Annotated in this window: 25 protein-coding genes; 11 read left to right on the top strand and 14 right to left on the bottom strand. The window is 62.3% G+C overall.

Annotation, left to right across the window (positions count from 1 at the left end):
- The first annotated feature begins 5 nt into the window (after window positions 1-5).
- The gene (locus tag ACLGL5_RS31175; protein WP_064986087.1) at window positions 6-557 is read left to right on the top strand and encodes a hypothetical protein; all 552 of its coding nucleotides are present in this window, start codon (window positions 6-8) and stop codon (window positions 555-557) included.
- A 36-nt stretch (window positions 558-593) separates the two neighbouring features.
- Here ACLGL5_RS31175 and ACLGL5_RS31170 read toward each other — a convergent pair whose 3' ends face one another.
- Entirely contained in the window at window positions 594-1,295 is a 702-nt protein-coding gene (locus ACLGL5_RS31170) for a CBS domain-containing protein (RefSeq protein ID WP_069092804.1), read from the bottom strand.
- Window positions 1,296-1,360: 65 nt separating this feature from the next.
- Complete coding sequence (gene ccoS / locus ACLGL5_RS31165; RefSeq protein ID WP_069092803.1) at window positions 1,361-1,531, bottom strand: cbb3-type cytochrome oxidase assembly protein CcoS; 171 nt, start codon at window positions 1,529-1,531, stop codon at window positions 1,361-1,363.
- A gap of 305 nt (window positions 1,532-1,836) precedes the next feature.
- On the opposite strand from ccoS, the gene ACLGL5_RS31160 reads away from it, so the two are divergent.
- Window positions 1,837-4,218, top strand: coding sequence for a phosphoketolase family protein (locus ACLGL5_RS31160; protein ID WP_069092802.1), 2,382 nt, complete (start codon window positions 1,837-1,839; stop codon window positions 4,216-4,218).
- Between the two features lie 62 nt (window positions 4,219-4,280).
- Window positions 4,281-5,471 carry an acetate/propionate family kinase gene (locus ACLGL5_RS31155; protein ID WP_069093488.1) on the top strand — a complete coding sequence of 397 codons (1,191 nt, stop codon included), beginning with the start codon at window positions 4,281-4,283 and terminating at the stop codon, window positions 5,469-5,471.
- Here ACLGL5_RS31155 and ACLGL5_RS31150 read toward each other — a convergent pair.
- Both ACLGL5_RS31150 and ACLGL5_RS31145 read right to left on the bottom strand, forming a co-directional pair.
- On the bottom strand, window positions 5,468-5,983 hold the full coding sequence (locus tag ACLGL5_RS31150; protein WP_019859834.1) for a GNAT family N-acetyltransferase: 516 nt from the start codon (window positions 5,981-5,983) through the stop codon (window positions 5,468-5,470). The two genes, ACLGL5_RS31155 and ACLGL5_RS31150, sit on opposite strands and share 4 nt — an antisense overlap.
- Window positions 5,984-6,029: 46 nt before the next feature.
- Window positions 6,030-6,671: a helix-turn-helix domain-containing protein gene (locus ACLGL5_RS31145; RefSeq protein ID WP_064986077.1), complete on the bottom strand. Its 642-nt coding sequence runs from the start codon at window positions 6,669-6,671 to the stop codon at window positions 6,030-6,032.
- Window positions 6,672-6,904: 233 nt separating this feature from the next.
- On the opposite strand from ACLGL5_RS31145, the gene ACLGL5_RS31140 reads away from it, so the two are divergent.
- The 4 genes from ACLGL5_RS31140 to ACLGL5_RS31125 all read left to right on the top strand — a co-directional run bounded on the left by ACLGL5_RS31140 (window position 6,905) and on the right by ACLGL5_RS31125 (window position 8,719).
- Window positions 6,905-7,078: a hypothetical protein gene (locus ACLGL5_RS31140; RefSeq protein ID WP_019859831.1), complete on the top strand. Its 174-nt coding sequence runs from the start codon at window positions 6,905-6,907 to the stop codon at window positions 7,076-7,078.
- 51 nt (window positions 7,079-7,129) lie between these two features.
- The gene (locus ACLGL5_RS31135) at window positions 7,130-8,113 is read left to right on the top strand and encodes a zinc-dependent alcohol dehydrogenase family protein (RefSeq protein WP_019859830.1); all 984 of its coding nucleotides are present in this window, start codon (window positions 7,130-7,132) and stop codon (window positions 8,111-8,113) included.
- A gap of 116 nt (window positions 8,114-8,229) precedes the next feature.
- A complete protein-coding gene (locus ACLGL5_RS31130) occupies window positions 8,230-8,631 on the top strand; it encodes a hypothetical protein (protein WP_020628957.1) in 402 nt (133 codons plus the stop codon).
- On the top strand, window positions 8,621-8,719 hold the full coding sequence (locus ACLGL5_RS31125; protein ID WP_236952301.1) for a sulfocyanin-like copper-binding protein: 99 nt from the start codon (window positions 8,621-8,623) through the stop codon (window positions 8,717-8,719). The genes ACLGL5_RS31130 and ACLGL5_RS31125 overlap by 11 nt, the downstream gene beginning before the upstream one ends.
- A 164-nt stretch (window positions 8,720-8,883) precedes the next feature.
- Here the strand turns inward: ACLGL5_RS31125 and ACLGL5_RS31120 are convergent, their stop codons facing one another.
- The 5 genes from ACLGL5_RS31120 to ACLGL5_RS31100 all read right to left on the bottom strand — a co-directional run bounded on the left by ACLGL5_RS31120 (window position 8,884) and on the right by ACLGL5_RS31100 (window position 12,532).
- Entirely contained in the window at window positions 8,884-9,474 is a 591-nt protein-coding gene (locus ACLGL5_RS31120; RefSeq protein WP_027047146.1) for an NAD(P)H-dependent oxidoreductase, read from the bottom strand.
- Between the two features lie 28 nt (window positions 9,475-9,502).
- On the bottom strand, window positions 9,503-9,889 hold the full coding sequence (locus ACLGL5_RS31115) for a hypothetical protein (RefSeq protein WP_032921232.1): 387 nt from the start codon (window positions 9,887-9,889) through the stop codon (window positions 9,503-9,505).
- 82 nt (window positions 9,890-9,971) lie between these two features.
- On the bottom strand, window positions 9,972-10,421 hold the full coding sequence (gene trxC / locus ACLGL5_RS31110) for a thioredoxin TrxC (RefSeq protein WP_064986075.1): 450 nt from the start codon (window positions 10,419-10,421) through the stop codon (window positions 9,972-9,974).
- Window positions 10,422-10,436: 15 nt separating this feature from the next.
- Entirely contained in the window at window positions 10,437-12,308 is a 1,872-nt protein-coding gene (locus ACLGL5_RS31105; RefSeq protein WP_083246838.1) for a heavy metal translocating P-type ATPase, read from the bottom strand.
- On the bottom strand, window positions 12,308-12,532 hold the full coding sequence (locus ACLGL5_RS31100; protein ID WP_019859823.1) for a DUF302 domain-containing protein: 225 nt from the start codon (window positions 12,530-12,532) through the stop codon (window positions 12,308-12,310). Before ACLGL5_RS31100 ends, ACLGL5_RS31105 begins: the two co-directional genes overlap by 1 nt.
- Before the next feature lie 149 nt (window positions 12,533-12,681).
- Between ACLGL5_RS31100 and ACLGL5_RS31095 the strand changes: the two genes are divergently transcribed.
- Window positions 12,682-15,363, top strand: coding sequence for a bifunctional acetate--CoA ligase family protein/GNAT family N-acetyltransferase (locus tag ACLGL5_RS31095; RefSeq protein WP_069093486.1), 2,682 nt, complete (start codon window positions 12,682-12,684; stop codon window positions 15,361-15,363).
- Window positions 15,364-15,381: 18 nt separating this feature from the next.
- Here ACLGL5_RS31095 and ACLGL5_RS31090 read toward each other — a convergent pair whose 3' ends face one another.
- The 3 genes from ACLGL5_RS31090 to ACLGL5_RS31080 form a co-directional block, all read right to left on the bottom strand.
- Window positions 15,382-16,938, bottom strand: coding sequence for a bifunctional aminoglycoside phosphotransferase/ATP-binding protein (locus ACLGL5_RS31090; protein WP_019859821.1), 1,557 nt, complete (start codon window positions 16,936-16,938; stop codon window positions 15,382-15,384).
- A 59-nt stretch (window positions 16,939-16,997) separates the two neighbouring features.
- Window positions 16,998-17,396 carry a c-type cytochrome gene (locus ACLGL5_RS31085; RefSeq protein WP_027047144.1) on the bottom strand — a complete coding sequence of 133 codons (399 nt, stop codon included), beginning with the start codon at window positions 17,394-17,396 and terminating at the stop codon, window positions 16,998-17,000.
- A 606-nt stretch (window positions 17,397-18,002) separates the two neighbouring features.
- Complete coding sequence (locus ACLGL5_RS31080) at window positions 18,003-18,437, bottom strand: hypothetical protein (protein WP_069092800.1); 435 nt, start codon at window positions 18,435-18,437, stop codon at window positions 18,003-18,005.
- Between the two features lie 541 nt (window positions 18,438-18,978).
- Here ACLGL5_RS31080 and ACLGL5_RS31075 point away from each other — a divergent pair.
- The gene (locus tag ACLGL5_RS31075; protein WP_019859817.1) at window positions 18,979-20,079 is read left to right on the top strand and encodes an OmpA family protein; all 1,101 of its coding nucleotides are present in this window, start codon (window positions 18,979-18,981) and stop codon (window positions 20,077-20,079) included.
- A 7-nt stretch (window positions 20,080-20,086) separates the two neighbouring features.
- On the top strand, window positions 20,087-21,325 hold the full coding sequence (locus ACLGL5_RS31070; RefSeq protein ID WP_080643787.1) for a caspase family protein: 1,239 nt from the start codon (window positions 20,087-20,089) through the stop codon (window positions 21,323-21,325).
- 53 nt (window positions 21,326-21,378) lie between these two features.
- Here the strand turns inward: ACLGL5_RS31070 and ACLGL5_RS31065 are convergent, their stop codons facing one another.
- A complete protein-coding gene (locus tag ACLGL5_RS31065) occupies window positions 21,379-21,915 on the bottom strand; it encodes a DUF6931 family protein (RefSeq protein ID WP_156315148.1) in 537 nt (178 codons plus the stop codon).
- A gap of 212 nt (window positions 21,916-22,127) precedes the next feature.
- On the opposite strand from ACLGL5_RS31065, the gene ACLGL5_RS31060 reads away from it, so the two are divergent.
- On the top strand, window positions 22,128-22,631 hold the full coding sequence (locus ACLGL5_RS31060) for an OmpA family protein (RefSeq protein WP_019859816.1): 504 nt from the start codon (window positions 22,128-22,130) through the stop codon (window positions 22,629-22,631).
- An 84-nt stretch (window positions 22,632-22,715) separates the two neighbouring features.
- Here the strand turns inward: ACLGL5_RS31060 and ACLGL5_RS31055 are convergent, their stop codons facing one another.
- Entirely contained in the window at window positions 22,716-24,041 is a 1,326-nt protein-coding gene (locus ACLGL5_RS31055) for a caspase family protein (RefSeq protein ID WP_069092799.1), read from the bottom strand.
- Between the last annotated feature and the right edge of the window lie 268 nt (window positions 24,042-24,309).

Below are 24,309 nucleotides of genomic sequence, written 5' to 3'. Positions count from 1 at the left end.
GACTGATGTCGAATAGCCTGTTTCTTCTGGAAGCCTTTCTGCTCTTTGTCGCTCCGGGGCCAACCAACGCTCTCCTGATGGCGGGCGCGGTCAAGCGCGAGCAGGCGACCAAACTACTGGCGGCACAGGCATGCGGCTATGGAATGGCGGCGGGTTTCTGGCTTTTGTCGCGTCCCTTGATGCCGCCTGACGCCATTGAGATGCTCAAATTCGTCGCGGTTGGATGGCTTTCGATCCTGGGGCTGCGCCTGATAGCCAGCAATTCGATCGACGTATCGCAACGCCGCGATGGCCTGTCCGTGCTGGCAACCACCGTGCTCAATCCCAAGGCTTTCGTCTATTGCCTGGCGATGGTGCCGATGGATGCCGGTCCGGGTAATCTCGGCATCTTTTGGATGCTGCTCGTAGGGACCACCGCGCTTACAGGATCGCTATGGGTTTTGCTGGGCAAGCGGCTTCGCGGAAGCAGGCGGATAGCCGACAAGGTCGCGGGCGCGGCGCTTTTTGGATTTGCCCTGCTGCTGCTTCGACCGTTGTTGATAGCGGCTGCGGTCTAACGTTCTACAGGAAGCGATAAGGCCGATGCACGCTCGTCAGGAGACGAGCACGACCGACAGCGGTCCGGCGTAGAAGAGCTTGTCGGTGACTTTCTTGACCCCGGCGACGTTCTCCGCGGCAACGATAGCGGCCTTTCGCTGGCGCTCGTCGAAAATGGCGCCATTCAGTTCGACCTCTCCTTTTTTGACGGTGACGCCGATGAGGTCGCCGCCGACACTCCAGGACTGCCCCTGCAACTCGGCGAGAATGTTCCTGCGTATGACCTCGTCGTCGACAGTCGCGGAGCCTGACCTGGGCAGAGTGCGAAGCAGGACACGCATCAGATCGGAGCGGCTGACGATGCCGACGATCTTCCCCGCGTCAAGGATAGGCACGTTCTTGATGTCGTGGGTCGCCATGAGGTCTACAATCTCGGCGAGCGAAGCGCCAGGCGCTGCCGAAAAGACGCTGGTGCTCATAACCTCGGCCACTCGGCGGCTGCTCGACCGGACATACTCGTCGGCGAGCTTGCCAGGACCGACAAGAAATTCTAGCCAGCGAGGCCGCGCCCTTCTGATGCCAAGTTCGCTGCGGCGCAGGAAATCGCCCTCGCTAATGACGCCAGCCAGCGATCCATCGTCTCCCAGGACCGGCAGGCAGCGGATGTTCCTGGTCAGCATCAGATTGGCCGCTTCGGCGACTGAGGCAGAGGCGGTGATCGTGACCACCGGCGTCGTCATGATGTCCCGAACTTGCATAGAAATCTCCCGCTTTTGGTCAGCTTCTTTTTCGGATGCCGGAAGCGGCGCTGCCTTGATCTACGTCAGTTTGTTCGCTGGCCTTCGCTGTTTTGCTGGTCAGGCTCGATCAGTATCCGCTCGGCAGCTCCGTCGAGATCCTCGTGATGGCCGCTGCGCAGAGCCCAGAGGAAGCCAGACAAGCCGAGCGCTCCCAGAAACAGGGCCACTGGTATGAGATGGACGTGAGTGGTCATGGACGAGCCGCGTGGATGACATCGGTGCGGCGTCGGGCCGTCACAGCTTCAGGCGCGGCTTCCGCCACTGTGTGAAGCCGCATCGCATTTGCAATAACGATCAGGGAAGAGCTGCAGCTCGATTGCGTTTTGGATCCAAGGCGGCTGCCGCCTTGGCCGGCATTTGCGATGGATCAAAGCTCGATCGTTCTTCGCCGGATAGATCGATGACGACCGGTCTTGACACCGAGCCGTCGTGAACCGGTGGCAGCGTCGATGCGTTGTGCCTCAGCCGGATCGGCTTAAACCAGCGAAGGAGTCGGAAAATGACCGAGCGTCCCAGCGCCAATCGCTTGTCTACCCAGGAATTGCACGACATAGATGCCTACTGGCGCGCCGCCAACTATCTGACCATCGGGCAGATCTATCTGCTCGACAATCCGCTGCTGCGCGAGCCGCTTCGGCTGGAGCATGTCAAGCCGAGGCTGCTTGGCCATTGGGGAACGTCGCCGGGCCTCAGTTTCATCTATGCGCATTTGAACCGGGTAATCCGGCAACGCGACGCCAATGTCATCTATGTCTGCGGTCCCGGCCATGGCGGACCAGCGATGGTCGCCAACACCTATCTCGAAGGCGCTTACAGCGAGATCAATCCGGATATCGCACCGGGCGAGGCCGGAATGAAGAGGCTCTTCCGGCAGTTCTCGTTTCCCGGCGGCATCCCAAGCCATGCCGCGCCCGACGTGCCCGGCTCAATCCATGAAGGCGGCGAGCTAGGCTACGCGCTTTCGCATGCCTATGGCGCGGCCTTCGACAACCCGGATCTGATCGTCGCGTGCGTCGTCGGCGACGGCGAGGCGGAAACCGGGCCGCTCGCCGCCTCCTGGCACTCCAACAAGTTCCTAAACCCCGCGCTTGACGGCGCGGTGCTGCCGATCTTGCATCTCAACGGCTATAAGATCGCCAATCCCACCATTCTCGCCCGCATCCCCGAGGAAGAGCTTCGTGCGCTGTTCATCGGCTATGGCTACGAGCCACTGTTCGTCGAAGGCGACGACCCCGCCTTGATGCATGAGCGGATGGCCGTCGTGCTCGACGATGCGCTCGACCGCATCAAGGCGATTCAGGACGCGGCCCGCAGCGGCGCGAAGCCCGCGCAGTCTCGGCCGAAATGGCCGATGATCGTGCTGCGAACCCCGAAGGGCTGGACCGGTCCCAAGGAGGTCGACGGACTGAAGACCGAGGGGTTCTGGCGCGCCCATCAGGTTCCACTCTCCGGCCTCGCCGAAAACCCCGCGCATCTGAGGATGCTCGAGGAATGGATGAGAAGCTACAGGCCTGAAGAGCTTTTCGATGCTGCCGGCGCGCCTGTGGCTGCGATCCGCGCCACCGCGCCGGAAGGAAACAGGCGCATGAGTGCCAACCCGCATGCCAATGGCGGCCTGCTGCGCCGGTCCCTGGAACTGCCCAGCCTGCATGAGCATGCCGTCCTGGTCGAGCGGCCCGGGGGCATCAAGGCCGAGTCGACCCGCGTGATGGGCCGTTTCCTGCGCGACGTCATGGCGTTGAACCAAAGCGCAAGGAATTTCCGCATCGTCGGGCCCGACGAGACGGCTTCGAACCGGTTGCAGGACGTCTTCGAGGTGACGGAGCGCGCATGGATGGAAGAGATACTTAGCGAGGATGTCCACCTGGCCCGGGAAGGCAGGGTTCTGGAAATTCTATCCGAGCATACGTGTCAGGGTTGGCTGGAAGGCTACCTGCTTACCGGGCGTCACGGCTTCTTCTCCTGTTACGAGGCCTTCACGCACATTGTCGATTCCATGTTCAACCAGCATGCGAAATGGCTGGATGCCTGCCGCAAGCTCGCCTGGCGGCGCCCCATCGCTTCGCTGAACTATCTGTTGTCCAGCCATGTCTGGCAGCAGGAGCACAACGGTTTCAGCCATCAGGATCCGGGCTTCATCGACGTGGCGTTGAACAAGAAGGCGGATGTCGTGCGCGTCTATCTACCGGCGGATGCCAACAGCCTGCTTTGCGTGACCGACCACGTGCTGCAGACATGGAACCGCATCAACGTCATCGTCGCCGGCAAAGCCAATTCCTGGCAGTGGCTGTCCATCGAAGAGGCGAAAGTCCACTGCAACGCCGGCATCGGCATATGGGAGTGGGCCTCGACCGACGGTGCGGCCGAGCCGGATGTGGTGATGGCCTGCGCGGGCGACGTGCCGACGCTAGAGATGCTGGCCGCAGTTCAGATCCTGAAGCACTACATTCCCGATCTCAAGGTCCGTGTGGTGAACATTGTCGACCTGATGACGCTGCAGCCGAAGGAACATCATCCGCACGGGCTGTCGGATCGCGAGTTCGATGCGTTGTTCACCAGGGATAAGCCTGTCATCTTCGCCTATCACGGCTATCCATGGACCATCCATCGCCTTACCTACCGGCGGACCAATCACGATAACATCCACGTGCGCGGCTACAATGAGGAAGGGACGACGACGACGCCGTTCGACATGACGGTGCTCAATGGGCTCGACCGCTATCATCTCGTGCTCGGCGTGCTCGACCGCATTCCCGGGCCGGCCAGCGCGCACATCCAACTGAAACAGGCCATGGAAGGCAAGCTGATCGAGCATGGAGCCTATATCCGCGAGCACGGGCAGGACATGCCCGAGATACTCGGTTGGAAATGGGAGGGGTAGTCGATGACGATGGGCCAGGCTGGCAGGATACGACCCGCAAAAGCGGCTGGGACCGCTCGGCCATGACCGATGCAATTCTCGTTCTCAATGGCGGCTCATCGAGCCTGAAGTTTGCCGCCTTTCAAGGGGGCGAACTTCATCTGCTGGTGCGCGGCAGCGTTTCGTCAATAGGCGAGCGGCCCCGACTCCGCGTTGCGCCCACGGTAACGACGCCGCCCTTCGACAGGAGCCTGGGCGAACAGCCGATCTCCATCGGCAAGGCATTCGAGGCCGTCGCGTCCTATCTGGCGGACCGCGGTCTGTTGCAACGGGTGCGCAGGGTCGGGCATCGCATCGTTCATGGCGGTCGGGAGTTTACCCGCGCAACCTTAATCGACGAGCGCACACTCGATGCCCTGCGCAAGCTCAAGCCGCTCGCCCCAATTCACCAGGCGATAAACCTGGAACTCGTCGACCTGGCCAACCGCCTTCTGCCCGGCGCCATGCAAGTAGGCTGCTTCGACACCGCCTTTCACGCGATGCAGCCCGAGCTTGCAAGACTTTATGGCCTGCCGCATGAGCTGTCGCAGCAAGGCATCGTGTCCTACGGTTTCCATGGGCTCTCCTACAGCCACATCGCCAGCGAGCTCCACAACCGTTACGGCGCTGCCGCCGGCGGCCGAACGATCGTTGCCCATCTCGGCAGCGGAGCAAGCCTGTGCGCGATGACGGAGGGCGTAAGCCGCGCCACCACAATGGGTTTCTCAACCCTTGACGGCCTTGTCATGAGCACGCGTTGCGGAGCGATCGATCCCGGCGTCCTCCTGCATCTTCTGCAGGATCGGAAGCTGTCGCCTGATGAGCTGATGGACTTGCTCTACGAGCGATCCGGCCTGCTGGGAGTATCCGGCATCTCCGGGAGCATGCAGACGCTGCTTGCGTCGAAAGACCCGGCGGCGATGCGTGCCGTCGATCTTTTCGTCTACCGTGTCGGGCGTGAGATCGGATCACTTGCCGCGGCGATAGGCGGGCTCGACACCCTCGTGTTCACTGCTGGCATCGGCGAGCATGCGCCCGTGATCCGGCAGAGAATCTGCGAAGCAGCCGGATGGCTGGGCGTCGCGCTCGACAAGGAGTTGAACGGCAACAGCGAAGAATTGGTCAGCGCCCCGGATTCCCTCGTCGACGTGCTTGTCATTCCAGCCGACGAGGAACGTGCGGTGGCCGCCAAGATAGAGCGCTTCGGCACCTCTGTGGGCGGTGGACCGTTCTAGCCTGGCAACTTGGCGCCGAGCTTCCGCTGAACAAGGACGAGCGACGCGTCGTCGGAGTCCGTTGTGACGGTGAAGCCCATTTCACGCTCGAGTTCGATCGCTGCGCGATTTTCGCGGCTTTCGATCGACTCGATCGTCTCGATGCCATGGTCGTCGGCATAGCGCGCGACATAGCCGAGAAACTCCCAGCCGACGCCAAGATGCTTGCGATCCTCGCGAATGCAGATGGCGACTTCGCCACGCCGGTCGGCCGGATCGCTGGCAAGCGTTGCCACCGCGATCAGCATTCCGTCGGTCGAAAAGGCGAGAAAATTATGGACGTGCGGATCGTCGGAGCGGGTCATCTCCACCAGTCGCTCATGCGAAACTTCCTTCAAGGCTCCGAGGAAGCGGAAGCGCAGGTCCTCCGGCGTCACATGGGTGAAGAACTCGGCAACGATCGGCTCATCGTCGGGGCGTGCACGGCGCACTTCGAAGCGAAATCCGGTGTGGGTTGTAAGTGTGGTTTTCATTTTCCGCCCCTTTCAGGATTGATGCGCGGGATTGGCTTAAATGGCCTCATTCCCCCATTGCCAGCAGCGTATCGCGCTTGAGAATTTCGATGTTGCGCAGGCTGAGCAGGCGGATAACGCCTTTCTCCTTCAGGCGGGTGAAGACTCGCGAAACGGTTTCGATGGTGAGGCCGAGATAGTCGCCGATGTCGTTCCGCGACATTGGCAATTCCACCTGCCGCAAACCGCCCTGACGCTCCGACATCTCGACGAGGAATGCCGCGACGCGCTCAATGGCGTTCTGACGGCCAAGCACCAGGAGATGTTCCTGCGCCCGGGTCAGGCCCTTGAGCGCGAGAGGCAGCAGCTGGCGGGACATATCCGTGCCTGATGGAGCGCGGAAGGTCCGGACACCGGTTGCGTTGATCGCTTCGGCGAAGAAGTGGTGAGTGGCGTCGGCCTCGAACCCGAAGGTTTCTCCCGCCAGATGGAACGCGCTGATCTGCCTGCGGCCGTCGGCGAGCAGGCGGTAGATGCGGACCGCGCCGAATTCGACTTGGTAGAGGGCACCCGCCTTTTCGCCCTGGGCGTAGATCTCGGCGCCTGCCGAGAAGAAGCTCACCGGCTGCACGGTCGCGCCGTCAAAGATGGCGGCTGGGTTCTGCTGGGGGAGGTATGACGGCAGTTCGATCTTGGCGGAGGCGTACATGGCTGTGGTCCCGGTTGATCCGTGACAACAGCAATCGCGCAAAACCGGCAACGCCGAAATTCGGTTATGTCCCTACGGGAAACTACCTAGAGCCGAGCTCGAGAGCACCCGATCGATCCAGGTCTTGCCGTCCTAGTTGCGCTCTCTGTGCGATTGACCGCGATCAAGGCTGGCATGCCTCGGCAAGGCAACTATCGAGTCGGAACCAACCATCCAACCAAGGGAATTTGGTCATGACCTCCGACACCGTCGAAATCTGGGCTGGGATACTCGGCCTTGCCTATATTGCCGCCTTGGGCCTTTATTCGGAAATGCTTTCCGCCCGGAAGCGCAGTCGCGTTGCCGCGAGCTACGGCTTCGGTCGCCACACCAGGCCGCGCGCGGCGAGGAGCAAGCACTCGCGATAATACCGTTCCCCGTCGGACAGAGCGTTCAACTCCTCATTTCGAGGATACGTCATGAAGGCAATGGTATTGGAGAAGCCCGGTTCGCCGTTGAAGGCTATGGATCGCCCCGACCCTACGCCGCGACCGGGCGAAATAAGGCTCAGGGTCGAAGCCTGCGCCGTCTGCAGGACCGACCTGCATGTCGTTGACGGCGATCTGCCGCGGCCGAAGTTGCCGCTTGTGCCCGGCCACGAAATCGTCGGCATCGTGGACCTTGTTGGCGAGGGCGTGTCACAGTCTCGGCTTGGCCAGAGAGTAGGCGTTCCGTGGCTGGGACATACTTGCGGGCATTGCCCCTATTGTGTCGCCGGTGCCGAGAACCTTTGCGATCTGCCTTTTTTCACCGGCTACACACGTGATGGCGGCTTCGCCAGTCATGTCGTTGCCGACGAGCGTTTCGCCTTCGATCTCGACGCCACGGCGGATCCAGTGTCGCTAGCGCCACTCCTATGTGCAGGGCTGATCGGCTGGCGCTGTCTCAAGAAGGCGGGCGGCGGCAGGCGGCTAGGGATCTACGGCTTCGGCGCCGCCGCGCATATCATCACGCAAGTCGCGGTCTGGCAGGGACGTCAGATCTTCGCCTTCACGCGGTCCGGCGATGCTCAAGCACAGGAATTCGCGCGCTCGTTGGGCGCTGTCTGGGCAGGGTCGTCCGAGGAATTGCCCGCTGCCGAGCTCGACGCGGCGATCATTTTCGCCCCGGTCGGCGACCTGGTGCCAGCGGCTTTTCGGGCCGTGCGCAAAGGCGGCCGCGTGGTTTGCGGCGGTATCCATATGAGCGACATCCCGCCGATGCCTTACCGACTTCTCTGGGGAGAAAGAGAGTTGGCTACAGTCGCCAATCTTACTCGCCGTGACGCGGAGGAATTCTTCCCGATAGCGAAGCGCGCTCAGGTGCGCACGCACACAAAGGTCTATCCGCTGGAGCAGGCCAACCAGGCGCTGGAGGATTTGCGGATGGGCAGGCTGAGCGGCGCAGCGGTTCTGCGGCCATGATGCCTTGGATGAGTTGGCCGGCCAGTTTGACTTGGCGCCAGGACAGCACGCGACCGCGCAAGCAGGATAGGCTGGGAATGTAAATGCTTGTCCTGCCACCCGGATGGAGGATCGTCATGAAGACCATATTCAAGCTTGGACTTGTCGCAGCCATACTCATCACCTGCAATACCGGCGCCGTTCGAGCTGCTTCACTCGTCAAGGTCTCCCTTTGGGACAAAGGCGCAAGTACTGAGATGCCAATCGGCCTCGTCTATGCGACGCCAGGACTGGACATGACAAAAGCCACCATGGGCATGAAGGTTTCGCCCGGTGCCCTGAAAGCCGGAAGGGTCACCTTCAAGGTGAAGAATGATTCCAAGGATACCGTTCACGAAATGATCGTGATGTTTCTCGCCGACCCGAAGAAGTCCCTTCCTTACATTGACGCCGAGAACCGGGTCGACGAAGACAAGGCAGGCGACAAGGGCGTGGTTTCGGAACTGGATCCCGGCAAATCTGGATCATTTGACCGTTGATCTGAAAGCGGGAAAATACCTGCTCATCTGTAACGTGCCAGGCCACTACGGCGCCGGCATGTGGGCCGAATTTACAGTTGATCCATAGGCTGGTGGCTCTCGGCTGAAATCCGCGACCGCTTTAGCTTCGCAGCTTGGGTGAAATCGCCAGTTTCGCTCGAAATTTAGGGCACCCTGCCAAGAAGTGGCTCGGCATTTGTCGGCCGGAGCCAGCACTCCCGATTGCTCTCGCGATTGTTACGGCCACCGACCTCAAAGCCCTCGCTCGCCGAGCAGACGCATTTGCCCGATCCACTTCGCCCGTTTCGCCTTGCTCGTGCTGGCGACCATGCCGAACAGCGTTTCCCTTACTGGCCTGATGCCGACAAAGTTGAGGATGCTGCGTCGCATGCCGGCAATCCCGTGGCTGAGGAACCAGATCCGGTAGACGGCCGCGGGCATTCCCATGGTCACGACCAGGCGGGCGGAGCGACCACGCAACAACGATTTGGCGAAACCCTCGCCTTTGGCTGGGTAGGCGAACGCCGTGCCTGGTCGCATCACCTGCTCGAGGAAAGCCTTCAGCATCGCCGGCACTGTGCCCAGCCAAAGTGGGAAGACAAAGACGAAATGCTCCGCCCAGACGACCGCCTCGGCAGCTTCCTTGAGACTGTCGGGGATCGCTCCGTGCTCGAACTCCTGCATCGTCCGAAGGAGCGGAATGTCCAGCAAGGCCAGATCGATCCTGCGTACGATATGGCCCGCACGTTCAGCACCATCGGCGTAAGCAGAAGCCAGAGCCCGGCAGAGCCGCTCCGGTGATGGATCGGGGTGGCCGATGACAACGAGGATATGGCGAGGCACCACTTGGCTCCTACCAACCAAGAAACTGCTAGGGCCGTTCCACGCGGGCGACCTGGTAAGTGTGCATGGCTCCGTTGCGCCTTATCGAGACATACTCGCCGGTCACGAAGCATTCGTCGTCGAGGTGAAATCCGGCCTCGTCGTCACGGTCGCCCTCGGTATAGTCGAAAAACCATTGTCCGCCCGGCTTGCGGCGCAAGCGCCCGATAAGATCGTCTTCGCCGGCTCGGAAATGGCGGACGCGGCAGAGCGCCTGGTGTGATTTCCATTCCTTGGCGTCCAGTCGTCCTTCGTCTGTGAGCGGTGCCAGCACATCATAGCCTTCCTCGCGGTCGCCTTCCGGATGGCCTTTTTCGCGAGCAAGAAGCAGGCGGATATTTCTGAATTTGGGGGTGAGGTCGTGCAATGCGGTCATGGCAAACTCCTTCGAGGCCATTCCTATCGCAGCGTCCGAGCTGGGCCTTGATCAAGGTCAAATGGCCTGACTTCGCGAAAGGTTAGCTCGTGCCTGTCGGAATATGCTCGCGAACCCAGCCAACGATCTGGCTGGCGCTCATCGCGCCCGAGATTCGCGCTATTTCTTTCTGACGATGAAACAAGATCATCGTCGGGATGCCGCGAATACTCAGTCTCGCCGCGATAGCCTGCTCTTTGTCGGAATTCAGCTTTACCAGCCGAACGTGAGGCTCAAGGGCCTTGGCGGCGGCTTCATAGGCCGGCGCCATCATCTTGCAGGGACCGCACCAGGGAGCCCAGATGTCGACTAGCACGGGCAGACTGCCGCGCCCGACCTGGCGATCGAAGTTTGCCCCATCGATGTCCTGCGGCAATCCCGAAAATAGCGGCGCACCGCACTTTCCACATTTCGCGTCGGTGCCATTCCGGCCGCGCGGCACGCGGTTGACCACCCCGCATTTAGTGCAAACCACCAGATTCTCCTGCGACATGACCTTTCGGCGCTCCTATTTCCTACTGTGCCCTAAACGCCCCTCGCCAAGCGCACGCAGCGCATTGAGGATGACGGCGACGTCTATCCCCTCCTGAAGCAACGCGCCTGCCACTGGCGTCAGGTGCCCCATGGCGGCCGCGATCATCGCAGCGCCCGAAAGCGCCAGTCCCACAATGATGCTCTGCAGGGCGATACCGCGCGTGCGCATGGCGATCCGCAACGCCTCCGCAACCGGCCGCAGGCTATCGGTCAGCACGACAACATCGGCGGCTTCCGATGAGGCCGTACCGCCGCGAGCTCCCAGCGCGACGCCAACGGTCGCCGCGGCAAGCGCAGGAGCGTCGTTGATGCCGTCACCGACCATCATCGTCGGCGCCGTCGCCTTCTCGACCTCGACCGTTTCGACCTTGTCCGCCGGCGTGGCATCGGCAAACACGGCGTCGAATTTGAGCGAAGCGGAAACTTTTTCGGCGGCCGCGCTGTCGTCGCCGGTGAGCATGACTATCCGCGTGACGCCTACCGCACGCAAAGCGCCAACCGTTTCGATAGCATCTTCGCGTATGGCGTCTCCGAATGTGAAGATACCGGCAAGTCGGCCATCCAAAGCCACGAACACCCTCAGCACTTGCGCGCTCCGGTGCCGTTTTTCAGCACTTTCCGCCCATCCTGGCAGCGGCCCGCCCCCAAGAACGAGTGGCCTCGACCCGGCGGCGACCGACATCCCGTTCACCAGACCCTTGAGGCCTTCTCCACGATGCTCGCGGACATCACAAGGTTGGGAAAGCGTTAGCTTTCTACGGCGGGCGATGCGAACGATCGAATCCGCAAGGACATGGTGGGAGGCCTGTTCGAGCGAGGCCAGCAGCCGCAGCACTTCATCGGCTTGCCGATCTGGAGCGACGTCGATCTCGATCAGCTCGGCGCCGCCGAGCGTCAAAGTTCCCGTCTTGTCGAAGATTGCGGTGCGTATCTGGGCGAGCGCCTCCAGCGCCGCGCTGCCTTTCATAAGAATGCCGGCGCGGGCAGCGCGCGATACGCCCCCGATGAACGCAACCGGCGCCGCGAGGATCAGCGGGCAAGGCGTGGCGACCACCAGAACCGCGAGCCCTCGGATCGGGTCACCCGAAAGTCGCCAGGCGATGCCCGCGAGCAGGAGAGTGACCGGAAGCAGGAGCAGCGCGAAACGATCAGCGATGCGTATGAATGGCGCTTTGGCCGTTTGCGCTGCCGCGACCATGCGCACGATCGCGGCATAAGTGCTGTTGTCGGCGATGGCCGAGGCCCGCATGAAAAAGGCTTCGCCGGCATTGACTGTGCCGCTGCGCAATGCGTCGCCGGTGCCGCGACGCTCCGGCAGGGGCTCGCCGGTGACTGTCGATTCATCCAACACGGCCGAAGCGTCGATCAGGAATCCGTCGACCGGCAGCAACTCGCCGGCGCGCACCAGAAGCTCGTCGCCGACCGCTACTTGCTCGATCGGTACCGTCTCGGTGCCCTGTGCGCATTTACGATGCGCGACGCGCGGCGCCCTATCGGTCAGCGCTCTGAGATTACGTTCCGCCCTACCACGCGCGAAGTCTTCCAGCACCGTGCCACCGGCATACATAATGGCGACAACCACCGCTGCCAGAGCCTGCCCCAGCAGCAGAGCCGCCGACATCGAAACCAGCGCGATCGCGTCGACGCCGATCCGGCCGATCCAAAAATCCCGCAAGATGGAGATGGCGAGTACGACAACGACCGGCAGGGTCGCCACTGTCCAGATTGTGTCGGGCGAGAGGGGACCAGTACCGCTCCGCCACACGCCCAACCCAAGTGCCAGACCTGTTGTGGCGATGAGCAGCAGCGCGCGGCGCAATGCGGACTCGTCCATGGCGTCAGCCATCAAAGTTCGCTGATCAATTCCTGCAGCGCCCGCCATGCGAAATGCGGATTGCAGGCGCCGAGGATCATGTAGGGCTTGAAGTCGACGCCCAGCTTGACCTTCATCGTGTGCTGGATATCGATCCTCGTCAGGATGCCGAAGCCCTTGCCAGCAAGCTTTTTGGTGACATGTTCGATCGCCGCGGCAAACGGCATGTCGAGGTTTTTGCTGAAATAGTAACGCATATGAGCCTCCTTCGACGGAATACGTTCGCCCGCAGAGCAGCTTGGTCGCAGCGTCGCTTTAGCTAGCCGCAGGAGGCCGGTGCCGCTTTGATCCAGCGCAATGAATGCTCGCCGCCTTCGGTGAATGTGACGGCAAGGAGTTTTCCGGGATGACGATCCGAAATCTTGAATACGCGATCTCACCGAAATCCGTCGTTGTCGTCGGTGCGACCGGGCGCGAAGGCTCCGTCGGTCGCATTGTCCTCGAGAACATCGTCGGCGGCGGCTTCGAGGGAGAGATTTGGCCGGTTAATCCCAAACACTCGCAGGTGGCCGGCCACCGTTGCTACGGGAGGGTTGCCGACCTGCCGGGCATTCCCGATTTGGCTGTGATCGTTACCCCTCCCGACACCGTCCCCGCTATCGTGCGTGAGTTGGGCGAAAAGGGGACGCGAGCTGCCGTCGTCATCACCGCGGGGCTCAATCACGCCAATGGTCTGCGCCAGGCGATGCTCGATGCGGCCAAGCCCTCGCTTATGCGCATCATTGGGCCGAACACCGTCGGGCTGATGGTCCCTCCAGCGAAGCTCAACGCCAGTTTCGCCCATATGGCGGCGAGGCCCGGGAACATTGCGCTGATCTCGCAATCCGGCGCGATCGCCACGTCGCTGATCGACTGGGCGGCCGAGAACAATGTCGGCTTTTCCCGGATCATTTCCCTCGGCGACATGGCGGACGTCGACGTCGGCGACTGCCTGGACATGCTGGCGGGCGATTTCCACACGCGCGCCATCGTGATGTATCTCGAAACGGTACCCAATCCGCGCAAGTTCATGTCGGCCGCGCGGGCGGCGGCGCGCCTCAAGCCGGTCATCGCAATCAAGCCTGGCCGGCACGAACAGGCGGCCAGGGCGGCGGCGACACACACAGGCGCGCTTTCGGGCGCGGACAGGGTGGTGGATGCCGCCTTGCGACGGGCAGGGGTGCTTCGTGTGGATGATCTCGCGGAGTTGCTCGATGCGGCCGAGACGGTCGCGCGCCACGCTTCCCTCGAGCGAGCACGCGTCGGCATCGTCACCAATGGCGGCGGGGCCGGCGTTCTTGCCGTCGACAAGCTCGTCGATCGTGGCGGCGAGTTGGCTGAACTTGCGCCTTCGACGATCACGCGGCTCGACCATCTGCTCCCACCGACCTGGTCGCGTGCGAACCCGATCGACATCGTCGGCGACGCGGCGCCGGAGCGCTACGGGGCGGCGCTCGAGGCCTTGGCGGCGGATCCGGGAACGGACGTCGTCCTGGTGATGAACTGCCCCACCGGACTTGGTTCTTCGGCAGGTGCGGCCAGGAAGGTGGCCGAGCTCGGCGACGAGGGCGAGATCGGAGGAAAACCGCTTCTGGCGTGCTGGCTGGGCGAGCACACCGCGCGAGAGGGCCGGCGCGTCCTGACGGAAGCCGGTATCGCCTGCTTCGAGACGCCGGAGGACGCCGCGATCGCGGCGTCCTATCTCAGCAAATGGTCGCAGGCGCAGCGGGCGCTCCTGCGGACGCCCTCGAGCCAAGGTGATGACCGGGCCGACGGCAAGGCCGCCGCACATGCGATTTTCCGGCAGGTGGCCAGCGAAGGACGGCGCATGCTGACGGAGCCGGAAGCAAAAGCGGCGATAGCCGCCTACGGTATCGCCGTGCCTGGAACCATTGTCGCCGGCTCCGTCGCGGAAGTGGCGCGGGCAGCCGGCGAGCTTCTCGAAAGCTCGGAAAGAGTGGTCGTCAAATTGCTGTCGACGATGGTTTCACACAAGTCCGATGTCGGCGGCGTGGTCCTCGACATCGCGACCGCCGAGAAGGCGGCGGAGGCCGCCCGGTCGATCGAGGCACGCTTGAGCGCGCAGGCGGCGGGGTCGAAGCCGGACGGCTACACCGTGCAAGCAATGGTCGCGCGCAAGCATGCGCAGGAACTCATTTTGGGCATGAGCGTGGATCCGATGTTCGGGCCGGTCATTCTGTTTGGCGCCGGCGGCATAGCTGTCGAGATTGTGAACGACACCGTGATCGCCCTGCCGCCGCTTGACGACGTGCTGGCCGCAGACGCGATCGACGCGACCAGAATAGGCCGCCTGCTTGCCGGCTATCGCGATCGCAGGCCAGCCGACCGAGCCGCGATTATCGCCGCGCTCAACGGTCTGTCGCAAATGATCGTCGACTTTCCCTGCCTGGTGTCCCTCGACATCAACCCACTGCTGGCGGACGCAGAGGGTGTGATTGCGCTCGACGCCCGCATCGAAATCGACCCGCGCCGGGTGGATGAAACGGCGCCAAATCCGGCTCTTGCGATCAGACCCTATCCGTCAGGATGGAGTCGCGATCTTCTCTCCGACGGCCTCTCCTTCCACATCCGGCCGATCATGCCGGCGGACGTAGCGCTCTATCCTGCGTTCCTGGCCAAGATTTCACCCGATGATCTGCGGCTACGGTTCCTGTCACTCCGGAAGAACTTTCCGGATCAGATGTTGAAGCGGCTCACCCAGCTGGATTATGATCGCGACATCGCCTTCGTCGCGCTGGAAAAGGACACGGGAGCGCTGGCCGCAATCGGCCGGCTTTCCTGCGACCCCGATCACAGGACCGGCGAATATGCCTTGCTCGTTCGGTCGGATCTTCAGGGCCATGGCCTCGGATGGGACTTGCTGAAACAGCTCATCGACTATGCGAAGGCTGACGGCATCGGTCGTATCGAAGGCACAATCCTCAACGAAAATTGCAAGATGCTCACCATGTGCCGGGAGTTCGGCTTCTCGATTGCGCACCATGCCAGCGAGCCGGGCCTGTCTGTAGCGAGGCTGGAGGTCAGCTAAGCGACGGCAGTGTCTATCTCATCCTGTCTTTCTGAAGCTGACCGCGGTTGAAGCCGTGCCTTTCATCAAGGCCACAATCTCGGCGGTGATTTCGGCCACCTTGCGGTCCGCCTCGATCTTGCGCCAGGTCAAAGCACCGGCGTCGCGCTGCAATTGCCGTGACAGGATGTCGACCGTGGCATCCGACGGGCCGCCCTTGCGCTCGCCGACCCGGCGCCAAAGCACGGACGGATCGGCGGCCAGCCAAAATCCTGCAAACGGGACATTCGCCTCGTTCGCGGCGCGTTCGACCTTGTCGCGATCCTTCGGTTTGTCGAATACCGCATCGGCGACGACGGAGCCGCCTTCGGCAAGGATCAGTCCCGAACGCCAGGCGATCTGGCGATAGACGCGTTCAGAGACGCCGGGCCGGTAGGCCTTGTCCGGCAGTCTTGTTTCAGCGGGCACGCCATGCATTGCCTTGCGGATGCGGTCGCTCTCGACGATCCGGGCGCCAGGCGGCGCGCCGATCCGCGGTGCAAGCGCTTCGGCGATCGTCGTCTTGCCCGAGCCGCTCAGACCACCGATCGCGATGAGCCGAGGCGGCGTTTCGGCAAGCAGGACTTGCGCGAGCTGGAAATAGGATCGCGCGTCGGCGACCAGCTTTGTTGCGTCCTGGCTGCCCTCCTCGACCTGTGTCGCGGTCACGTGGGCACGCACCGCCGCCCGCACCGCCATGAAGAAGGGCAGCAGGACGAAGCCGTCCTCGTCGTCGGCGTCGTCGAGATAGCGATTCATCACCAGATTGGCGAACTCTGGAAAACCGCGATGCCACAGGTCCATCAGCAGGAATGCGAGATCGTAAAGGACATCGACGGTGGCGATCTGATCGTTGAACTCGATGCAATCGAAGAGGCGAGGCTCGCTATCGAAGACGCAAATGTTGCGCAGATGCAGGTCGCCATGGCAGCGACGGACCCGGCCTGTCGCCTCGCGCCGGTCAAGCAGAGCGGCATGGCGGGCGAGGGCGGCGCGAAACGCCGCGTTGAGCGTTTCAATCTCCGTTTCATCGAACACGTGGCTTGTCGCAAATCCGGCTGAATTGATTGCCAGCACGCCGCCGATGTTCGCCGATCCACCGGCGGCATGGATCACGTCGGCACTGCGGTGGTATCGCGCAATCATGCGCGCCACATTCGTCATCAGCGCGGGGGTCAACGTCCCTGCGGCGGCCATGCGATCGAGGAGGTTCGACTGATCGAAGCGAACCATCTCGATAACGGCATCAACCAGTTCGCCCGATCCATCCAAGGCAAGCTGGTCTCCTGCGCGTGTGATGCGGTGGACACCGAGATAGAGACCGGGAGCCGTTCTGGAGTTCAACTCCACTTCCTTTTCGCACGCGGCGACCCGCAATTCCGGCGTCGAAAAATCGACATAAGGCAGCTTGACCGCCCGCTTCATCTTGAATGCGCGTTGGCCGACAAGGAATATCCGGGAGATGTGGGTTTCGATCGTCTCGACGGGACCAGCGTCGCCATAGGTGGCGGGGTCCTTCAGCATGTCGACCACGGTGTCTTGGTTCTGAACGATCATCGCCTGTCGCCTTGACTTTGGTTGCCTTATCCTTCGAGTCGCCAGCTCCGCGTGTCGTGCTAGCGCTGGAGCGTCTTGACGTAACCGGCGAGGTTTTGAATGCGTTCCGTGGTCACGGCCTCCCCACCGTAGGGACCGTATTTCTTCACGTCGTCAGGCAGGAACTGATTGCCCCAGACCGGCATGTCGCGATCGCCATGCTCCGGAACGAGGCCGCGGCCGTCGATTGTCGCGTAGACCCGCCAGTAGGGGAACTCCCCGCCATTGCGCCTCGTGAGCGTGGTCAAGTTCGCAGGGCGCTTCCGCAACAATTCAGCCATCGGTCCGTCACCTCTGCCGTCCACGCCGTGGCAAACGGCGCAGGAATTCAGATATTCCTGCTCTCCGTTGCTGATCTGCTGTGCCGCCGCGGCGCTCAGCGTCAACGCGAAGAAACCCATCGTCGTCCGGAATCTCATTTGATCCGCCTCCAGCCTTTGGGTCAGGCTAAGGCGTTCCGCGCGCGCAGACGTTGATCGGGATCAATCTCGAGTAGGCCTTGCCGTGTTGCCGTTGGTCATTCCTCGTCTACTGGCCCGATGGCTGGGCGCTGCGCCCGGATCGAAGATCCGCAGGAACGATGGCTCGACCTCGCGGCTCGTGCCGGACACGGCCTCCTTTACGTTCTCCTCATCGCGCTACCATTGAGCGGGTGGTACGCCGCCTCCCGGCTCGGCGAGAAACGGGCACGATCCAAAAGTATCTGCGCCTTCAGGATAACTGGGCTGAAGCCTTTCGATCTTTCGGCTGAGAATTGCGCTTGATTGACAGTGGCGAGGTCCAGCTTGGCCGCCGCTGTCCCGCCGCAAGTGAGGGCAAGTGCCGCAGCCGCGACGAGAAGGAGCCTGACCATCGATGCACTCCACCAGAACCAGTTCGTACGACGCAGCAAGGCCGATATGGTTCACCGGCCCCACTCTAGGCCTGCTCCGCAAAACCCCGCAAGCCAGCGAGCGCCGCCTCGCCAGCTGGCAATTTGCAGCTGAGGCGGCGGCGCGGGTCTTCGCTGGCCTAACGTTTGGCACTCAACCGTGCGCCATTAAACTTCTCAGCCATGCGAGAACCTTGCTGCCTCCAAGCGTCCTGCGCACCCTGCCGGCCGCCCAGTCGGCCCGCATCGTGGCACCGGCGTGGCAACTGCAGACGATGTCGTGCAATTGCCAGTCGGACAGTTCGAAGAAGCGCTTGGCTTCGCCGTAAGTGTCCGATTTCAGGCCCGATTGACGTAGCAATGAATCATCGAAGGCAACCGTGATCGGCGACCCGGTTGCCCGTGCCTCTTCGCGGAGCCCGGAGTTAAGATGCTCGGTACCGGTGAGCGCGGTCAGGCAGCGCGACGGATTCATTTCGAGCAGGTCCGCCCACCGTTCGATCCGCTGCTCTCTGGTCATCAGCAGGGCCGGCGCCATCGGATTGATGTCGGCGATCGACTGCAGTTCCTCAAGTGTCTGATGTTTCATGACTAGCTCCTGTTCTTAGTTTTGTTCTTAGCTTTCAGCGGCGTCCGCAGCCTGTCGTCTTCGACCTACGGTCTTCAGCTCGACGTCCAAGAGCTCGCGGCCAGGAGATCATGGGCGCAAGCCGCTCGGGTTGCTCAAGCGACCTTCAGCCGACAGCACGCAGCGGCATATAAAGCGAAAGAACCGTCATCGATCTCTAATGTTCCAACGGCAGGGACAGATTTCGTGCAGCCGGCCGCACAATGGCTCAAGCCAGGGCAGATCGGCGGTGTGAAGCGTGTGCGCGGGGACGAGGAGGCGCGCCACGCATCGCTTCAGGACTTCACGGAAGGGCCAGAAAAAGCCCTGCAACAAAACCTAGTTTCAGCGGCTCCTTTGTCTGGAGGAACCCATGTGGCCGACATTCGATAATGGGGATGAGCGCACGGCAGGTTGACGTTATGTGTCGAGGCCGACTCGAACCGCTCGCCAAGCAAGGGCAAGTGCTCTATGCTCCCATCTCCTGCGGTATCGAGATAGGTTGTCCTGGCGGGGGCGTTCCATGTTCGAAGTCGTCGCATTCTGTCGAAAAGTGCGCGCGAAGGCCGCAGCCTTTAGCTTGGTCCTTGCCGCGCTGTTGGGCTTGCTGTTGCTCGAACCGCACGCCGCCAACGCCGCGCCGAACTGGACGCTCGATCCTGACGCCTCGGTGCTCACCTATCAGTCGGTCAAGAAGAACACGATCGTCGAGACCAACAAGATCAGGAATATCACCGGCACGCTGAGTTCCGCCGGTGACGCCAAGGTCAGCTTCGATCTCAATTCCGTCGACACGGGCGTCGACCTGCGCAATGTGCGCATGCGCTTCCTGTTCTTCGAAACATTCAAATATCCGACGGCCGAGCTGACGGCGAAGGTCGACCCGGCCGCATTTGCCGACTTGCCGGCCAAACGCCGGATCAAGGCAAGCTTGCCGTTCCGGCTGAGCCTGCACGGCGTCGATAAGGATCTGGAGGCGAGCGTCGTCGTAACCATGATCAGCGACACTCAGGTTTCTGTCGCGTCGGAGGCTCCCGTCGCGGTGCATGTCGAGGATTTCGGCTTGCTGCCGAACGTCGACAAGCTGCAGCAGGCCGCCAATGTGACGAACATCGTGCCCACCGCCTCGGTGTCCTTCGATTTCGTCTTTGTCGCCGACGGCAGCAAGCCGGCAGCGGTGCAGACAGTCGCTGCCGGCACCACCGGTGTCGGTCCCGTGGCCACCGACGCCGCGAAGGCCAATTTCAGCGACGAGGAGTGCCTCAACCGGTTTGCCGTGTTGTCGCGCACCGGCGCCATCTACTTTCGCCCGGCCAGTGCCCGGCTCGATGCCAAGAGCCGTCCGCTGCTCACCGAAGTTGAAGGTGTCGTCGGCAAATGCCCGACCTTGAAGGTGGAGGTCTCCGGCTACACGGACTCGGACGGCTCGCCCGAGGCCAACAAGGCACTCTCCGAACGGCGCGCGCAGGCGGTTGCCGATGCGCTGGTCGCCGGTGGCGTGCCGCGTCAGCAGATCAGTGCCGCCGGCCATGGCGAGGAGAGCCCGGTTGCCGCCAATGACACGCCGAAGAACAAGGCGCTCAACCGGCGGATCGAATTCTCCGCCACGAAGCTTGCGAACTGAGGTCGGGGTGGGTTCCCGTACAATCGCGTATTGCGCCGCCTTGCTTCACGGCGCCGGCCTTGTCGCGCTCGTCCTGCTTTTGACTTTGACGGCCGCCAGTGCCGAGCGCCGTATCGCGCTGGTGCTCGGCAACTCGCAATATCAGCACGCCGCGCCGCTCGCCAATCCTGCACGCGATGCCCAGGCGATGGCCGATCGCCTGCAGAACCTTGGTTTCGAGGTGGTCTCCGGCTTCGACCTCACCAAGCAGCAGACACAGACCACGGTCGCCCAGTTCGCCAAGCAGGTGCGCGGCGCCGATGTGGCGCTGTTCTTCTATGCCGGCCATGGCCTGCAGGTTTCAGGCAAGAACTATCTGCTTCCGGTGGATGCCGCGCTCGAGGACGAGACCTCGCTCGACTTTGAGGCCGTGTCGGTCGATTTCATCTTGCGCCAGATGTCTCGCGAGACAAGCATAAGGCTGGTGTTTCTGGACGCATGCCGGGACAATCCTCTGGCCGATGTGCTGGCAAAGACCGCCGGCATCAAGGGTGCAAGCAGCGGCCTTGCGGAAATTCCGATCGAGAATGGCGGCGCCGGAACGCTCGTCGCCTTCGCCGCCAGTCCCAACCAACTCGCCTATGACGGGTCCGGCGACCACTCGCCCTTCACGACGGCATTGCTTCAGCACATTGGGGAATCCAATGTCTCCATCACCGAAGCGATGAACAGAGTGACCAGCGACGTCTTCAAGGCGACCGCCGGCAAGCAACGCCCCTGGATCAATGTCTCTTTGACCACCGAGGTCGTCCTGCACAAGGTCGATCTCAACGCGCCGTTGATCGTCGGCGAGGCGAGCACTCCGCAAGCTGAAGCCGGATCCGACACGCGCAACACCGGCGCTTCGCCAGGCCAGAACACCGACCAGCTTGCGCTTGATACGCTGCGTGCGAAAATCCCGAAGCTCGCTACCGACGGCCCTATCCTTTTCGATCGTCCCGTCAAGTTCGGCGACCCGGCGATCGACGGCAAGAGCATCGCCCAACTGATCAAGAGCGAACCGCTTTTCAGTCCGGTGGAAGGCCTCGACAAATCGGTCTGGGAAGGCAAGCACTGCGACAACTGCCATGAGTGGAATGAGGTCCGCCTTTGCGAGCAGGCGAAGAATTTCGCCGCCAACGACGTCTCGGTCCTGCGCCTGCAGCATCCGCTTGGTACGCGCTTCAAGGTCGCGCTGGCCAGATGGGCGCAAGGCGGCTGCAAATAATGCCGGCCTGAGGCCAGCAATGACGGATGGCGCGTAGGGATCGGCGAATGCCGTTACGCCTCCATCTCCGCCATCTGGATGCCCATTTCGACAAAGGCCGAAAGCACGGAAAACCGGTCCGCCAGCGAGGCGCGGGCCAACCCGGCCAGAATTCCGGCATTGACGGCATGAGCGGCAGGAAATCCGGTCGACACCATGTCGAGGGTCGGGTCGCGCCACACCGCTGCCAGAGCGATCCAGGCGGCCGGTGTTGCCGGCGGCAGGTCAAGGGAATTGCTCAGGACGGCTTGATGGTGGGGATTGTCAGGTTCGCCGACGCGGTCATGGACAAGCGCCAGCAATTCGAGATCCCGGTCCGCGAGGAGCTCGGCGAGATTGCTCAGGCACTCATGTCCCCACCAGACGGCGGCTCGCTCGGGCAGAAGGTAGGCACAGAACGTGACTGCTTCTTCCGGCACGCGCCCGGCAAGCAGGGCTCGGCAAAAATCAAGCGGCGGCTGGCCCGTGGCCAGCGATTTCATGTCCCTGGCGATGGCGGGACAAGCAAGAAACAGATCCCGTGCCGTTCTGTATCCGAGTTCATTGGCCATGGCTGCCACACCCCAAGAACCACCAGAACAGCACTCAAGCCTGTGGCCGAGCGCCGGTCAAGCGTCAGTCGTTGGCAGATGGCGGCCACGAGCGGCATGCGTTTGTTCACAGACAATCGCTTCCCGATTTGATATGATGCGCGCCAGCGAAATCCTCTTAGACAGGAGTGACGGTCATGCGATGGGGCAGTTCAGCCTTGGCATTGGCGGCCATGCTTCTTGCAACGCACGTCTTTGCCGATCCGCTTCAGAAATCAGAAGACATCGTCAAGTTCTTCGCCGGACAGTCCGGCAATCTGGGTGCCGCGCGCGGCATCTGCGTCGGCACCGAGGAAGAGTGCAAGAGCAAGGCCGAGAAGACTGGCTCAGCTGCACAAAAGACCGGTCTCGACATGATGATCAATTTCGCCCTTGATTCCGCGCAACTCGACCAGACGGCGCGCACCGAACTCGACGAGTTCGCCAAGGCGCTGAAGGACAATCGGCTGAGCACGTTCAGCTTTGTCGTTGAAGGTCATACCGATGCAACCGGCCCGGATCGCTACAACCAGGACCTGTCGCAGCGCAGGGCCCAGTCGGTGGCCGCTTTCCTCGAAGCGAACGGCGTTGAATCGGCGCGGCTCGAAGCGATCGGCCTGGGCAAGTCGCACCCGCGGGTCGCCAATCCTTACGATCCGGTCAACCGGCGCGTGGAAATGCGCATCAGGACCGAGTAAGCGGTCGCCGCCAGGCCGATCCGGCAACAGCGATAGCGGCAAAAGGGAACTCGTCCAACGCGGGTTCCCTTTGGCTGACTATGATCAATATCTCATCGCACCGCCGATCACGACGCCGCTGCCGAAAATCAGCGCCTTGGTCAGGAAGTCATTGTTGTCTCTCCGCGGCGGCTCGTCGCGCATCACAATCTCCCTGTTGCGCCAGCGCTCGACGATCTGCTGTCTTCGCGGTTTCCGCTGCGCCATCGGTTTCAGCGTGCGGGTCTTGTGCACGACCTGTTTCTTCGGTGGTGCGGTGCGGACCTGGTCGGCGGCCGAGGTGCGAACGGCCGAGCCGGGATTCGCGTTCGCATCGTTCGTGTCGAGCGACGCGACCTGCTTGCCCGCCTCGGGGCCCTTCAACTGGTCGATGTCGAGCCTTGCCACCGTGGCGAAGCGGCCGCTTGGAAACTGGTCGAGATAGGCCTCGTAATAGGGAATGGCATTCTTTTTCGAAGCCTCGTCCCAAAGCCGCTGCTCAACCTGCCAGGACGGCGGATCGCTTGCGATCGGCGCGGGGGCGGGCGAGGCCGTCGTCCTGGCTGCATCGGCGATCGGCGCCCCCGCGGCCTGTGCCGACGGCTTGCCAAGGAAAACCTCGCGTCCCAGCGATGCGTTGTGCCATGGGCGCTGCCGGCCCTGCGTGGCTTCCGTCACGTCGCCGCGCACGCGCGTCAGCGCGCTCTGAATCTCGACACCGGGTTCGGTCAGGTGCTTGGCCAACGCCAGGGAGTAGGGGCTGTCGACGCCGTCGCCGTCGAAAGCGATAGCGCCGGGATCGGTTGCGTAGGCGATCAAGACACCGCCGGTGCCGACGCCGTCTGCCTTTGCATCCACCGGCGCGAGGCCGGCGCCAAGCGAGCGGCTCTTGGGCAGAGCCGCAGCCAGGGTACGACCCAGCGGATTGTCGCGGCAGGCATCGAGAATGATGATGCCAACGGCGGGATCGGCAGGCAGCGCCGCCATGAACTCGTCGATCTGAACCGTGCGGGTCTTGAGATAGGCGGGCGAGGTCAGGTCGGCATCGACCGGTATGAGATAGTTCTTGCCGTCGACCTGCATGCCGTGGCCGGCATAGAAGATGACCGCGAGGTCGGCGTTGTAGGATTCTTCGGTGAATTTGCTGATCAGGCCATGCATACCGGCATTGTCCTGGTCGACACCTTCGATCACGTCGAAGCCGGCGTTGCGCAACGTCGACGCAATCAGGTGGGCATCGTTCGCCGGGTTGGGCAAGGCAACGGCGTTGACATATTTGCTGTTGCCGATGACCAGCGCGACACGCTTGCTCTCGGCTGTTGCGGCCTGGACGCCGAAGGCGGCAAGGATGGAAAGGACAACTCCGCTCAAAAGGATGGCAAACAGTTTCATGGATCAGCCCTCCTGCCCATCGGGGCACGCTATGGATCTCTGCGCATGCTCAATTCGTCAGCGACGAAGTCGCTTCGGCCAAAAATGGCTCTCAGGCTTGTGTAGCCCCGACGACAGCTTAGGTTCACCGGATCCCCCGGCTTCCGCAGATATTTGTCGAAACCGATCGACCAGGCGATCGTGCCGCCTTTGAGCCGGGACGGCCACTAGAACCGTTCACCGTTTCACGGAAATGGTGAGCCGTTCTGTTCACACTTTTCCTGGAATT

The sequence above is a fragment of the Mesorhizobium sp. U510 genome (assembly GCF_059180695.1).
The sequence above is the reverse complement of the archived record's forward strand: the minus strand, read 5'-3'. Positions and strand labels throughout refer to the sequence as shown.

What these genes read in the sequence shown, in the direction of transcription:
- ACLGL5_RS31175 (WP_064986087.1), top strand. Translation starts at nt 6, where the DNA reads ATGTCGAATAGCCTGTTTCTTCTGGAAGCCTTTCTGCTCTTTGTCGCT.
- ACLGL5_RS31130 (WP_020628957.1), top strand. Translation starts at nt 8,230, where the DNA reads ATGAAGACCATATTCAAGCTTGGACTTGTCGCAGCCATACTCATCACC.
- ACLGL5_RS31160 (WP_069092802.1), top strand. Translation starts at nt 1,837, where the DNA reads ATGACCGAGCGTCCCAGCGCCAATCGCTTGTCTACCCAGGAATTGCAC.
- trxC (WP_064986075.1), bottom strand. Translation starts at nt 10,421, where the DNA reads ATGTCGCAGGAGAATCTGGTGGTTTGCACTAAATGCGGGGTGGTCAAC.
- ACLGL5_RS31085 (WP_027047144.1), bottom strand. Translation starts at nt 17,396, where the DNA reads ATGAGATTCCGGACGACGATGGGTTTCTTCGCGTTGACGCTGAGCGCC.
- ACLGL5_RS31100 (WP_019859823.1), bottom strand. Translation starts at nt 12,532, where the DNA reads ATGCGTTACTATTTCAGCAAAAACCTCGACATGCCGTTTGCCGCGGCG.
- ACLGL5_RS31135 (WP_019859830.1), top strand. Translation starts at nt 7,130, where the DNA reads ATGAAGGCAATGGTATTGGAGAAGCCCGGTTCGCCGTTGAAGGCTATG.
- ACLGL5_RS31145 (WP_064986077.1), bottom strand. Translation starts at nt 6,671, where the DNA reads ATGTACGCCTCCGCCAAGATCGAACTGCCGTCATACCTCCCCCAGCAG.
- ACLGL5_RS31080 (WP_069092800.1), bottom strand. Translation starts at nt 18,437, where the DNA reads ATGAAACATCAGACACTTGAGGAACTGCAGTCGATCGCCGACATCAAT.
- ACLGL5_RS31105 (WP_083246838.1), bottom strand. Translation starts at nt 12,308, where the DNA reads ATGGCTGACGCCATGGACGAGTCCGCATTGCGCCGCGCGCTGCTGCTC.
- ACLGL5_RS31095 (WP_069093486.1), top strand. Translation starts at nt 12,682, where the DNA reads ATGACGATCCGAAATCTTGAATACGCGATCTCACCGAAATCCGTCGTT.
- ACLGL5_RS31115 (WP_032921232.1), bottom strand. Translation starts at nt 9,889, where the DNA reads ATGACCGCATTGCACGACCTCACCCCCAAATTCAGAAATATCCGCCTG.
- ACLGL5_RS31090 (WP_019859821.1), bottom strand. Translation starts at nt 16,938, where the DNA reads ATGATCGTTCAGAACCAAGACACCGTGGTCGACATGCTGAAGGACCCC.
- ACLGL5_RS31075 (WP_019859817.1), top strand. Translation starts at nt 18,979, where the DNA reads ATGTTCGAAGTCGTCGCATTCTGTCGAAAAGTGCGCGCGAAGGCCGCA.
- ACLGL5_RS31150 (WP_019859834.1), bottom strand. Translation starts at nt 5,983, where the DNA reads ATGAAAACCACACTTACAACCCACACCGGATTTCGCTTCGAAGTGCGC.
- ccoS (WP_069092803.1), bottom strand. Translation starts at nt 1,531, where the DNA reads ATGACCACTCACGTCCATCTCATACCAGTGGCCCTGTTTCTGGGAGCG.
- ACLGL5_RS31065 (WP_156315148.1), bottom strand. Translation starts at nt 21,915, where the DNA reads ATGGCCAATGAACTCGGATACAGAACGGCACGGGATCTGTTTCTTGCT.
- ACLGL5_RS31055 (WP_069092799.1), bottom strand. Translation starts at nt 24,041, where the DNA reads ATGAAACTGTTTGCCATCCTTTTGAGCGGAGTTGTCCTTTCCATCCTT.
- ACLGL5_RS31170 (WP_069092804.1), bottom strand. Translation starts at nt 1,295, where the DNA reads ATGCAAGTTCGGGACATCATGACGACGCCGGTGGTCACGATCACCGCC.
- ACLGL5_RS31140 (WP_019859831.1), top strand. Translation starts at nt 6,905, where the DNA reads ATGACCTCCGACACCGTCGAAATCTGGGCTGGGATACTCGGCCTTGCC.
- ACLGL5_RS31155 (WP_069093488.1), top strand. Translation starts at nt 4,281, where the DNA reads ATGACCGATGCAATTCTCGTTCTCAATGGCGGCTCATCGAGCCTGAAG.
- ACLGL5_RS31060 (WP_019859816.1), top strand. Translation starts at nt 22,128, where the DNA reads ATGCTTCTTGCAACGCACGTCTTTGCCGATCCGCTTCAGAAATCAGAA.